This is a genomic window from Dyella sp. SG609 (genome assembly GCF_012275375.1).
Lineage (GTDB): Bacteria > Pseudomonadota > Gammaproteobacteria > Xanthomonadales > Rhodanobacteraceae > Dyella_D > Dyella_D marensis.
This window is the reverse complement of the sequence record NZ_JAAZQJ010000008.1, coordinates 13,227-26,228: the sequence shown is the minus strand read 5'-3', so window position 1 is coordinate 26,228 and position 13,002 is coordinate 13,227. Positions and strand designations below refer to the sequence as shown.

The window sequence follows — 13,002 nt, the reverse complement described above, 5'->3', positions numbered from 1 at the left end:
TCGCGGCGCAGCCGCGGCGTTCCGCTGGCGCGCTTTTGCTCTTGATCTTCAGGGTCCCCTTGGCGCCGGCGGTGAGGGCTGGACGAAAAGGCCCCCGCAGGGGGGCGAGGACAGGAGTCCTCGCCTTTTTGATCAGGGCATGGATGCCCTGTCAAAAAGCCCGGCCAGCCCTCACGGACCCTCAGCTGCGCAGCTGCTGAGGGCGCCAAGCAGGGTGCCCTTCTCTTTGCTTACTTTCTCTTGGGCACGCAAGAGAAAGTAAGTCGGGCCGCGGCAGCGGCACGAAACACTCGCCGACAGGCGAGACACGCGTGCGTCAGCGCGACAACCGAGCGTTATCGCTACTGGATGATTCGCTTCGCTCCCCCCTTCGGGGCCGCCCTGCGGGCGTTCTTCGCGCTACGCGCTCGTCCGGCCTACGCCGGGATGACGAGCAAAGGCGACGCCGGGATGACGAGCAAGGGTCAGGCCGCCTGCCCCGCCGCCTTCAGCGCGCGCTTCGCCTCGCGCCGCGCCCTCCGCGCCGCCTTGCGCTCCTTGCGATCGTGATTCCACAGATAAATGGCAGGCGTACTCAACAACGTAAGCAACTGCGACACCAGCAACCCACCCACAATCGCCACCCCCAACGGCTGCCGCGTCTCCGCGCCAATACCAAACCCGATCGCCAGCGGCAGCGCCGCACCGATCGCCACCAGGGTCGTCATGGTGATCGGCCGGAAGCGCACCAGCGCCGCCTCGCGGATCGCCTCCGGCGCGGACAGCCCGTACTCGCGCTGCCGCACCAGGGCGAAATCCACCATCAGGATCGCGTTCTTCTTCACGATGCCGATCAGCATCAGGATCGCGATCACGCCGATCAGCGACATCGGCGTCTGCGTCACCAGCATGGCCAGGAACGCCCCCGCGCCGGCCGCCGGCAGGGTAGAAAGAATGGTCAGCGGCTGGCCCAGGCTCTCGTACAGGATGCCCAGCACGATATACATGGCGAAGATCGAGCCCAGCAGCAGGAGCATGGAGTTGTCCTTGCTCTCCTGCAGGTTCTCGTTCTCGCCGGTGTAGCCGATCTTCACGCCGGCCGGCAGGCGCGCCTCGGCCACCAGCTGGTCGATCAGCTGCATGCCCTTGTCGCGCGGGAAATCCGGCGGCAGGTTGTAGTAGATCTGCACCGCTTCCATCTGGTTGTAGTGATTGACGATGGAAGGCGTCACGTTCGGCTCGATCCTGGCCACCGCCGACAGCGGCACCATGCCGCCGGTGCCGTTGCGCACATAGGTGTTGAGCAGGGTGCCGGGGGTGAGCGTGTGCTCGGCGCTGGAGGTGAGCACCACCCAGTACTGGTTGATGTCCGAATAGATGATCGACACCTGGTTCTGGCCGAAGGCGTTGTACAGCGCCGTGTCGACCATGCCCATGCTGATGTTGAGCCTGCCGGCGGCCTGGCGGTCCACCTTCAGCATCTGCTGCTTGTCGATATTGTCGTAGTCGCTGCTGACGTCGCGGAACGGCGGCCGGTCCTTCATCAGCCTGGTCACCTTGTAGACCCAGGGCTGCAGGTCGATGGTGCTGGCGCTGATCAGCTGGAAGCTCTCCGCGCCCTGGCCGCCGCCACCGCCGCCGCCGTTGAAGAAGCTCAGCGAACTCAGCGACACCTGCACCTCCGGCAGCAGCTCGTACTGCTTGCGCAGGCGCTCGACCACCTTGTCGATATGTTCCGGGCGCTCGCCGGGGCCGTTGCCCTTGGGCTTGAGGTCGACGTACATCACCGACTGGTTGCCCACCGCGCCGCCGGCATTGTCGGCGCCGAGGAAGGTGGTCACGTCCAGCACCGCCGGGTCCTTCAGCATGATCTCGGCGGCCTTCTGCGCGCGCAGCGCCATCAGGCCGGGCGAGATATTGGTGTCGGCGCGCACCATCGCGCGGATCAGGCCGATGTCTTCCTTGGGCATGAAGTTGAAGCCGGCGGTCTTCACCACCGCCATGGCCAGGCCCACGGTCAGCGCCAGCAGGATCAGCGGCTGCCAGCGCATCAGGCGGCGGTGATGCATGGCCCAGTCCAGCGCGCGCTCGTAGACGCGCTGCATGCCGCGGTCGAAACGCTCCACGGCACGCTCGATCCGGCCCGGTTCGCGCCGTTCGCTCTCCTGCTTGAGCATCCAGCCGCACAGCGCCGGCGTCACGGTGAGCGAGATCACCGCCGAGATCACCACCGCGGCGGTCAGCGTCACCGAGAACTCGCGCATGATCACGGTGAACTGGCTGTTGCCGAACAGCAGCGGCACGAACACCGCCACCAGCGACAGGGTGATCGAGATCACCGTGAAGCCGATCTCGCGCACGCCCAGCAGCGCCGCCGGCAGCGCCTGCTCGCCGTGTTCCATGTGGCGCACGATGTTCTCGATCACCACGATGGCGTCGTCCACCACGAAGCCGATGCACAGCACCAGCGCCACCAGCGACAAGGTGTTGAGCGTGTAGCCCAGCGACCACATCACGATGAAGGCGCCGGCCAGCGACAGCGGCACGCTCAAGGTGGCGATCAGGGTCGGGCGCAGCCGGCGCAGGAACACCAGCATCACCAGCGCCACCAGCAGGATGCTCAGCAGCAGGGCGATCTCCACCTCGTGCAGGGCCGAGCGGGTGGTCTGGGTGAGATCGAAGATCGGCGTGATCTTGAGGTCCGCCGGCAGCCACGAGCGCATTTCCGGCAGCTTGGCGCGGACCGCGTCGGCGGTGGCCACGGCATTGGCTTCCGGGCGCTTGCTCACGCGGATGGTCACCGAGCGCTGCCCGTTGAACCAGGCCGCCTGGTATTCGTCCTGCTGGCCGCTGTAGACCTTGGCCACGTCCGACAGCCGCACCGGCGTGCCGTTCTTCACCGAGATCAGCAGCTGGCCGAATTCTTCGGGATTGTGCAGGGAATCGGTGGCGGTCACCGTCATCTGCGTGGTGCCGTCGCTCAGGATGCCCTGCGGCGAGGTGACGTTGGCCGCGCGCAGCGCATTGCGCACGTCGTTGCCGGACAGGCCCATGGCCGCCAGCTGCGCATTGTTGAGCTCGACGCGCACCGCCTTGGGCCGTCCGCCCATGATGCGCACCTGCGCCACGCCCGGCACCTGCGACAGCACCGGCTTGATCAGCGTGTCGGCCATGTCGAACAGCTTGTCGGGGCTCTGCGTGCTCGAGGTCATCGACAGCAGCAGCACCGGCATCTGCGAGTTGTTGAATTTGAAGTAGCGCGGCGGGATGGTCATGCTCGAGGGCAGGTCCACCTGGGCGGCATTGATCGCCGCCTGCACGTCGCGCGCCAGCTTGTCGGTGGACTTGCCCGGCTCGAACAGCAGGATCACCGAGCTGGAGCCGTCGTTGCTCTCCGAACTCATCTCCTTGATGCCGGGAATCCGCCCCAGGTGCCGCTCCAGCGGCGCGGCCACGGTGGACGCCATGGTCTGCGCGCTGGCGCCGGGCACTTCCGCATAGACCGACATGCCGGGGAATTCCAGCGCCGGCAGCGCGGCTACGCCGATCAGGAGGTAGGTCCAGATGCCGGCCAGCGCCAGGCCCAGCGCGAGCAGCGAAGTGCCCACCGGGCGGCGGATCATTGGAGCGAAGATGTTCACGTAGTCCCCGGGCGGCGCCTCCTGCGGCGCTCCGCAGGCGGGACTTTATGCCGGGGGGCACATGCTTGGGATGTGCCTGAAGTGCGTGGCGCATATAGGTCGTAGGTTGGGGTGAGCCATCGGCGAACCCCAACGTCGCGGCCTATGACGGTGCCACGTTGGGGTTCGCCTGCGGCTCACCCCAACCTGCGCCCGGATCTCAGTGCGCCGGGCTGTAGCGCAGCGTCAGGTAGGCGGTGCGGCCCAGCTGGTTGTAGAAGCGCACGGTCTCGTAGCGGTGGTCGAACACGTTGGCCACGCGGCCCTGCAGGGTCCAGCCCGGCTGGAAATGCCAGCTCGCGCGCAGGTTCACCGTGGCGTAGCCGCCCAGGCGCTGCAGGTTGGCCGCATCGTCGTAGCGGTAGCCCTCGGCATTCACCGTGCCGCCGATGCTGAAGGCGCCGCCCAGATCGCGGTCCAGGTCGAGGCGGGCGATGCGTTCCGGACGGCGCGCCAGCAGGTTGCCGCGGTTGGGATCGTCCTCGCCGCGGTTCTCCGGCTTCTGGAAGGTGAGATAGCCGCGCAGGTGCCAGCCGTCGACGTCGGCGCCGGCCTGGCCCTCGATGCCGCGGATGCGCGCCTTGCTGATGTTGACCGGCACGAAGAAGGCGTCGTAGCCGATCAGGTCGTCCACCTTGGTCTGGTAGGCGTTCACCGCCCAGTTCCACACGCCCGGACGCGCCGACAGGCCGATCTCCGCCGTGCGCGACTTCTCCGGCTTCAGGTCGGGATTGGCGGTGGCGAAACCGAAGAACGGCGGGAAGTACAGGTCGTTGAAGGTCGGTGCATGGAACGCCGTGCCGTACGAGGCGGTGAACTTCAGGCCGTTCTCGAAGCCGTAGCCGTAGGCGGCCGAGCCGGTGTCGTGGTTGCCGAACTGCTGGTTGTGGTCGTGGCGTGCCGACAGCTGGATCTCGTGCGGACCGAACTGGCCCTGGTACAGCGCGAACACGCCGGTGTTGTCGCGCTTGCTGCGCAGGTAGTCGGTGTCGCTCTGCACGTGTTCCTGCTGGTAGTCCACGCCGGCGCTGAGCAGCTGGCCCGGCGCGAGCGTCACGTCGTTCTGCCAGCTGGCCTGGTTGCGGCGCGAATACAGATGGCCGGCGGGCGCCATATCGGCGCCGAGGTCCGCGCGGTTGAGATAGTTGTCGGCGCGGTCGATGTTCTGGCCGGCGCTCAGGCTCATCTTCCAGGCGTCGAGCACGGCGAAGCGCAGGTTCGCGCCGGCCACCTGCTGCGAGCGGCGCGTGTAGTTCTGGAAGTCGCCGTCGTATTCGATGTCGCCCTTGCTCTTGAGCACGCTGGCGCTGAGTTCGGTGCCGCCGTCCCAGCGATAGCCGCCGCTGAGCGCGCCGTTGTAGGTGCGGTAGCCGTCGTCGTCCGGCTCGTTGGTGAAGCAGCCGCCCACGCCGGCCGCCGCGGCGCGGCAGGCATTGATGCCGCGCGTGTACTGGCCGCCCACGCTGGCGTTGAACCAGGCGTTGCGCGAACCGCCCGACAGGCCGAACTGGCCGTCGGCCAGGCGATGGCTGCCCACGCCTACGGTTACCGACGGCGTGAGCGCCTGATCGGGCTGGCCGTGGCGGGTGAAGATCTGGATCACGCCGCCGATCGCATCCGAGCCATACAGGCTGGAACGCGGGCCGCGCACGATCTCGATGCGCTCGATCTGTTCCACCGGCAGCTGCTCGAAGGCCGGAATGCCCGCGCCCACCGTGCCGATGCGCACGCCGTCGACCAGCACCAGCGTGTGCGAGGAATTGGTGCCGCGCATGAACAGCGAGGTCTGCTGGCCCAGGCCGCCGGCATTGCCGAAGGCCACGCCCGGCAGGCCGGACAGCAGATCCTGCACCGACTGCGGCTGCAGGCGTTCGATGTCGGCGCGGGTCAGCACGGTGACCGGCGCCAGCGTCTCGTCGATCGGCGTGGCCGTGCGGGTGGCGGTCACCACCACGGTGGGGAGCTGCCCGGCGTCGTTCTGGTCGGCGGCGTGGGCCGCGGCGAAGCAGGACAGCAGGGCGGTGGCCAGCAGGGTCTTCTTCATGGAGCGTTTTCCTCGGCCGCGCCTCGCGCACGGCCCATCGATGACGAGCTGGCGGCATGACGGAGGAGGAGGCGCAAACGACGGCAGGCGAACGGCACCGGCACGTGGTCCGGCTGCGCCCTCCGCGAGCCACCAGGAAAGATATTCGGGCCGGTCTCCGGGCTTGCGAGTGCGCTTTGCCGCGCGATCCTCCCGCGGCCTTCCCGCGCTCGTGGGAGCGCAGTGGCATGTCGCTGGAGGCAAGAACTGCTCGCTTACCGTTGCGGGGGCAGCGCCGGCCTTGCCCTCAAGGCGCACCGGCTTCCCGTTTCATCCCTTGGCAGCGTGGCTTTGGGACACCCGAACGAACGCAACTTTAACGGGGAGGCCGGGTGGCTGACAACGCGGGGCGGAATGACCCGATGGGGGGGGGCGCCTGTTCCTGCGATCATCATCGTTTCCCATGGCCGACATTTCTGTCATTTCTTGACGGTTTGGCCACCAAATATTGTCCGGAAGCAAGTTTCGCGAAGGTTTTACGCAAGCTCCGGGTAATATTTCATTTGTTTGCCTAAGTCATTGTTTCAGTGAGCTTCGTAAGCTTCGCGTAAGCGTAAATATTTTGTTGACGCCCAGCGATTTTCGCAATTATGTTCGGACCGCTTACCGCGGGAACTTGCGTGCGGCGCGACGAGGCTTGGGGAAGTTCTCTCGCTGCGATCCGGGGCTTACGAATGCCCCACACGCATTCTTGCGCTAGGCGTTTTCGGCGCCTTGCGCCTGTCGGCCTTCAGGCCATCATGGGGAGAACACAGATGATCAAGTACCAGCACGCTGGTCGCGCGCCGCGTTGGCGTCAGACCGCACTCGTCGTTGCGTTGGGAATGAGCCTTGCCGGAGTGGTGCAGGCGCAGTCGAACGCATCAGGCGTGATCTTCGGCCGCGTTGACGCTACCCGCGGCAACACCGTCCATATCGAAAACATCGACACCGGCCTTGCGCGCGACATCAGCGTCGACCAGTCCGGCCGCTACCGCGCGTCCTCGCTGCCGGTCGGCCGCTACAAGGTCACCCTGGTCAAGGATGGCGCCACCGTCGATACCCGCAACGATGTGCTCGCGGCGGTCGGCACCGGTACCGAAGTGAGCTTCACCGCGGCTGCGGTCGCGGCCGGCGAGGCGAAGAACCTCGAAGGCGTGCAGGTGGTGGCCAGCGCGCTGCCGGCGATCGACGTGTCGTCGGTCGACTCCCGCACCGTGCTGACCGCCGAGCAGCTGTCCAAGGTGCCGGTGGCCCGCAACGTGACCGCGGCCGCCCTGCTGGCGCCCGGCACCGTGCTGGGCGACTCGCGCTACGGCAACGTGGCTTCGTTCGGCGGCGCTTCGGCGGCCGAGAACCAGTACTACATCAACGGCTTTTCGGTGACCAACGCGCTGACCAACCTGGGTCTGGCGCAGCTGCCGTTCGATGCGATCGACCAGCAGCAGGTGTTCACCGGCGGTTACGGCGCCGAGTACGGCCGTTCCACCGGCGGCGTGGTCAACCTGATCACCAAGCGCGGTACCAACGAATGGAAGGCCGGCGTGATGGCGCTGTGGATTCCGAAGTTCCTCCGCTCCGATCCGCGCAACATCATCCAGCCGTCCGACAACACGCTGTTCCAGTACCGCAACGACAACAAGTCGTGGGTCACGGAATACGGTGCGTACATCAGCGGTCCGCTGATCAAGGACAAGCTGTTCATCTATTTGACCGGTGATTTCACCAAGCAGGAAGGCAAGACCATCGCCTCGGCCACCGCGCAACAGGTGGCGTATTACGACGTGAAGTCGCCGCGCTGGTTGGGCAAGATCGACTGGAACATCACCGACAGCCACATCCTCGAACTGACCGCCTTCTCGGACAAGACGACCGAGCAGGACCAGGTCTACGGCTACAGCTACACCCCGACGCTCGCCGAAGGCGCCAAGCGCGGCACGGTCGATCTGAAGAACTATTCCGGCGGCGCCAACCCGACCCCGGGCGGTGACTTCTACATCGGCAAGTACACCGGCTACATCACCGACAACCTCACGGTCAACGCGCTGTACGGCAAGAGCAAGTCGGTGCACACGCAGACGCCGACCTCGGCCAGCGGCGGTTCGTGCCCGATCGTCAGCGGCCAGTACCGCAATGCCAGCGGCGCGCTCGTGCGTCCGCCGGCGTGCTACCTGATCGGCAACCTGCTCGCCCCGGGCGCTGAGGACAAGACGCACGGCTGGCGTCTGGACATCGAGTACCGCCTCGGCAGCCACGACCTGCGCGTGGGTGTGGACAACCAGACGCTGGAGTCTTATTCGGGCACGTCGTACGAGTCGAACCAGCGCTACATCTACACGCTGGCTCCGGCGAGCGGCAACATCGCCGGCCGTCCGGACATCCATTTCCCGACCGGCACGCTGAACTACGTCGACTACCGCGTGTTCAAGGCCGCCGCCAACGTGCGCGTGGAACAGGAAGCGCAGTACATCGAAGACCACTGGCAGATCAACGATCGCTGGCTGGCCTACATCGGCCTGCGTAACGAGCAGTTCAACAATTTCAACGGCAGCGGCGAGTCCTACGCCAAGCAGCGCCACCAGCTCGCGCCTCGCCTGGGCATCAGCTGGGACGTGTTCGGCGACTCCAGCCTGAAGGTCTACGCCAATGCCGGCCGCTACCACCTGGCCGTGCCGGCCAACGTGGCCATCCGCGGCGCCTCGGCTTCGACCTACAGCAGCCAGTACGGCACCTTCACCGGCGTCGATGCGCAGGGCCGCCCGATCAACTTCCAGCCCTATGGCCGCGTGTACTACCTCAACGCCGCCGACGGCACCACGCCCGATCCGCGCACGGTGGCGGCGAAGGGCCTGGGCGCCTACTACCAGGACGAGTACATCCTGGGCTTCGACAAGCAGCTGGGTTCGAACTGGACGTTCGGTGCGAAGGCGATCTATCGCAACCTGAAGAACATCATCGACGACATGTGCGATACGCGTCCGTTCGAGAAGTACGCGGCGCGCAACAACATCGACATGAGCAACGCCGTGCTCAACGGCTGCTACCTGTTCAACCCGGGCAAGGGCAACAACTTCCTGGTCGACGTGACCGGCAACGGCAACTTCCAGGAGTTCAAGCTCACCAAGGCCGACCTCGGCTTCCCGGACCTGAAGCGCAAGTACCTCGCGCTGGACATGTACCTGGAGCACCAGTTCAGCGACAAGTGGTACGGCAAGGTCGAGTACGTGCTGTCGCACAGTTTCGGCAACTCCGAAGGCCTGCTGAAGTCCGACATCGGCCAGGCCGATCCGTCGGTGACGCAGGACTGGGATGCGCCCGAGCTGATGCTCGGCGCCAACGGCAACCTGCCGAACGACCGCCGCCACCAGCTGAAAGCCTATGGCTGGTACCAGGCCACGCCGGAATGGATGTTCGGCGCCAACGTGTCGATCTACTCGGGCCGTCCGAAGAACTGCATCGGCGTGGCCCCGGGCGATCCGATCCAGTACGGCGAGGCGTACTTCTACTGCGACGGCAAGATCGCTCCGCGTGGCTCGCGCGGCCGCACGCCGTGGGCTTATCAGCTGGATCTGAGCGCGCAGTACAAGCCGCACTGGGCTGGCGACAACCTGACGCTGGAAGCGAATGTGTTCAACGTGCTCAACAGCCAGAAGGTGCTGAGCCGCCAGGATCTGGGCGAAACCGACGTCGGCGTGCCCGACCCGGTCTACAACCGTCCGATCAGCTTCCAGGTGCCGCGCTACGTGCAGTTCGAAGCCCGGTACGACTTCTCGCTATAACAACGACAGAGGAAAGCGCGCCTGGCTTCGCCGGGCGCGTATCTCCCCGAATTGGCCGCCGGGAACGGCGGCCTTTTTTTGCGCACACGGCCGCGATTCCCTGCTGGCAGGGGGGGTGAAATTCCTACGATCCGGTCGCGTCGGTGTACGTTAAGTATTTATTCACTTTTTTTCTTGCCGGGCGATTTTTCCAAATTGCTTTCCATACAAGGTGTTGCAAGCGTATCAGTGCATGACTCCGCCTAAGAAAAAATCTTAGTTTTTTGTTGACTCCCTTTCCGACCCCCCTCTAAGGTCGGCGAGCGACCCGCGAGAAGTTGCGAAGCGCGCCAGGCGAGGGGTCGCCTGCCGCTTTCCGCCGATCCGCTTTCGAAGGGACCTGCCGCGATTTCCCGCGACGCTTTGGGGCGAACTTTTCGCCCGTCCTTTTGGATTTCTCGGGGAGATCAACCAATGCAGACGTTCCGCCAACCGCGTCACGCGGCGGTGTGCCGCCGTACCGCCCTCGCCCTCGCGCTGGGCATGAGCCTCGCCGGCACGGCGATGGCGCAGTCCAATGCCTCCGGCGTCATCTTCGGCCGCTCGGCCGAGGCCGGCAGCACCATCCATATCGAAAACCTGGACACCGGCTTCGCCCGCGACATCGGGGTGGACGCCGACGGCCGCTACCGCGCCGCTTCGCTGCCGGTCGGCCGCTACAAGGTCAGCGTGCAGAAGGACGGCAAGACGCTGGAAAGCCGCGACAACGTGCAGGTCGCGCTCGGCGGCGGCGTGGATGTCTCGTTCACCGGCGCGGCCACCGCGGCATCCGGCAATGCGCAGACGCTGGAAGGCATCCAGGTGATCGGCAATGCGCTGCCGGCGATCGACGTGTCGGCGGTGGACTCGCGCACCGTGCTCACTTCCGAACAGCTGCAGAAGCTGCCGCTGGCGCGCAACGTCACCGCCGCCGCGCTGCTGGCGCCGGGCGTGGTGTCGGGCGACTCGCGCTACGGCAACGTGGCTTCGTTCGGCGGTTCGTCGGCGTCGGAGAACCAGTACTACATCAACGGCTACGCCGTGACCAACGCGCTGACCGGCCTGGGCTTCACCAGCCTGCCGTACGACGCGATCGACCAGCAGCAGATCTACACCGGCGGCTACGGCGCCGAGTACGGCCGCTCCACCGGCGGCGTGATCAACGTGGTGACCAAGCGTGGCGGCAATACCTGGAAGGGTGGCGTCGGCATGTACGTCATTCCGCAGTACTTCCGCGATTCGCCGCGCAGCATCTACCGCGAGAACGGCCAGCTGTACCAGTACCGCGCCGACAACAAGACATCGTCCGAGCAGTACACCGGCTACGTCAGCGGTCCGCTGATCAAGGACAAGCTGTTCCTGTACGCCGCCGGCGACTTCACCCGCACCACCGGCCGCACCGTGCTGCCGATCACCACGCCGCAGCAGACCAACGACGTCAGCAAGGCCACCAAGTGGCTGGCCAAGATCGACTGGAACATCACCGACAACCACCTGCTGGAACTGACCGGCCTGTCGGACAAGACCAATATCGATCGCCAAGTCTACCGCTACGACTACAAGACCTTCCACACCACCGATTACCTCGGTTCGGACAAGACCAAGAACTTCGATTCCGGCCCGGGCTCGCAGCCGGGCGGCGACGTCTACATCGGTAAGTACACCGGCTACATCACCGACAGCCTGACGGTGAACGCGCTGTACGGCCGCAGCAAGACCGAGCACGTGCGCAACCTCGGCTACGCCGCCAATCCGAACTGCCCGTGGATCCTCGATTCGCGCCAGGGCGCGGGCGTCGGCACGCCGATCACCGGTTGCGGCCTGGTCAACGGCACCGTGCTGGGCAAGGGCGCGCAGGACAAGACGCACGGCTGGCGCCTGGACGTGGAATACCGCCTGGGCGACCACGACCTGCGCGCGGGCGTGGACAACCAGACGCTCGAATCCACCGCCGGCAACGTCTATGAAGGCGGCTACCGCTGGGTCTACCGCAATGCCGGCCCGGTCACCGGCCGCCCGGACATCGTGCCGCCGCCCGGCACCCAGTACGTGGCCGAGAAGCGCCTGTTCCAGACCGGCGCCAGCGTGAAGGTGGAGCAGGAAGCGCAGTTCATCGAAGACCGCTGGCAGGTCAACGACCGCTGGCTGGCCTATGTCGGCCTGCGCAACGAGCAGTTCAAGAACCTCAACGGCGCCGGCCAGGTCTACGTCAAGCAGCGTCACCAGCTGGCGCCGCGCCTGGGCCTGACCTGGGACGTGTTCGGCGACTCCAGCTTCAAGGTGTACGCCAATGCGGGCCGCTACCACCTGGCGATCCCGTCGAACGTGGCCATCCGCGGCGCCTCGGCGTCCAACTACTACAGCGAGTACTACACCTACAGCGGCGTCGGCCCGAACGGCGAACCCACCGGCCTGACCCAGCTCGGCTCGCGCAGCTACTTGAACGGCGAGGACGGCACCACGCCCGACACCCGCAGCGTCGCCGCGCAGAAGCTCAAGGCCTATTACCAGGACGAGTACATCCTGGGCTTCGACAAGACGCTCGGCGCGAACTGGACCTTCGGCGCCAAGGCCACCCTGCGCAAGCTGAAGAGCTCGATCGACGACTTCTGCGATTCGCGCCCGTTCGAGAAGTACGCCGCGCGCAACAACATCGACATCAGCAACGCGCGCATCGCCGGCTGCTACCTGTTCAACCCGGGCGAGTCCAACACCTTCCTGGTGGACACCACCGGTCAGGGCAACTTCGTGCCGTTCAAGCTGACCAAGGAAGACTTCACCACGCCGGCCGGCGTGTCGTTCCCGGACCTGAAGCGCAAGTACTATTCGCTGGACCTGTACCTGGAACACCAGTTCAGCGACCAGTGGTACGGCCGCGTCGACTACACCTTCTCGCGCAGCTACGGCAATTCGGAAGGCCAGCTCAAGTCCGACATCGGCCAGCTCGACCCGTCGGTGACGCAGGACTGGGACGCGCCGGAAATCATGCAGTTCACCAACGGCCCGCTGCCGAACGACCGCAAGCACCAGCTGAAGGCCTACGGCTACTTCCAGGCCACCAAGGAATGGCTGTTCGGCGCCAACCTCGCGGTGGCCTCGGGCCGTCCGAAGAACTGCATCGGCTTCGACCCGGTCGACGCGATCCACTACGGCGCCTCGTACTTCGAGTGCAACTTCGAACCCAGCCCGCGCGGCTCGAAGGGCCGCCTGCCGTGGACCTGGTCGCTGGACCTCAACGCCGAATACCGTCCGACCTGGGCGGGCGAGAACCAGCCGCTGGCCTTCACCGCCAACGTGTTCAACGTGTTCTCGAAGAAGGAAGAACTGGCGGTGATCGAAGTGGGCGAGAGCTCGATCAGCAGCGCCACCGGCAAGCCGGTGCGCAGCGTCGACTATCTGCGTCCGGTGGCGTTCCAGCAGCCGCGCTACTTCCAGTTCGGCGTGCGCTACGACTTCTCGTTGTAAGCCACACCGGCGCCGGCCT

4 protein-coding genes and 1 riboswitch are annotated in these 13,002 nt (G+C 65.9%); of the genes, 2 read left to right on the top strand and 2 right to left on the bottom strand.

Going from position 1 to position 13,002, the window contains the following annotated elements:
* Positions 1–464 precede the first annotated feature (464 nt).
* Together FHW85_RS14835 and FHW85_RS14830 are read right to left on the bottom strand one after the other, a co-directional pair.
* Complete coding sequence (locus FHW85_RS14835; protein WP_168648774.1) at positions 465–3,620, bottom strand: efflux RND transporter permease subunit; 3,156 nt, start codon at positions 3,618–3,620, stop codon at positions 465–467.
* Positions 3,621–3,819: 199 nt separating this feature from the next.
* Complete coding sequence (locus tag FHW85_RS14830) at positions 3,820–5,703, bottom strand: TonB-dependent receptor (protein ID WP_168648773.1); 1,884 nt, start codon at positions 5,701–5,703, stop codon at positions 3,820–3,822.
* Between the two features lie 130 nt (positions 5,704–5,833).
* Positions 5,834–6,061: riboswitch (cobalamin riboswitch) on the bottom strand.
* 505 nt (positions 6,062–6,566) lie between these two features.
* Here FHW85_RS14830 and FHW85_RS14825 point away from each other — a divergent pair.
* The gene (locus tag FHW85_RS14825; protein WP_243867883.1) at positions 6,567–9,500 is read left to right on the top strand and encodes a TonB-dependent receptor; all 2,934 of its coding nucleotides are present in this window, start codon (positions 6,567–6,569) and stop codon (positions 9,498–9,500) included.
* Between the two features lie 453 nt (positions 9,501–9,953).
* Positions 9,954–12,983: a TonB-dependent receptor gene (locus tag FHW85_RS14820; RefSeq protein WP_167252950.1), complete on the top strand. Its 3,030-nt coding sequence runs from the start codon at positions 9,954–9,956 to the stop codon at positions 12,981–12,983.
* Positions 12,984–13,002: the final 19 nt, after the last annotated feature.

What these genes read in the sequence shown, in the direction of transcription:
- FHW85_RS14820 (WP_167252950.1), top strand. Translation starts at nt 9,954, where the DNA reads ATGCAGACGTTCCGCCAACCGCGTCACGCGGCGGTGTGCCGCCGTACC.
- FHW85_RS14825 (WP_243867883.1), top strand. Translation starts at nt 6,567, where the DNA reads ATGAGCCTTGCCGGAGTGGTGCAGGCGCAGTCGAACGCATCAGGCGTG.
- FHW85_RS14830 (WP_168648773.1), bottom strand. Translation starts at nt 5,703, where the DNA reads ATGAAGAAGACCCTGCTGGCCACCGCCCTGCTGTCCTGCTTCGCCGCG.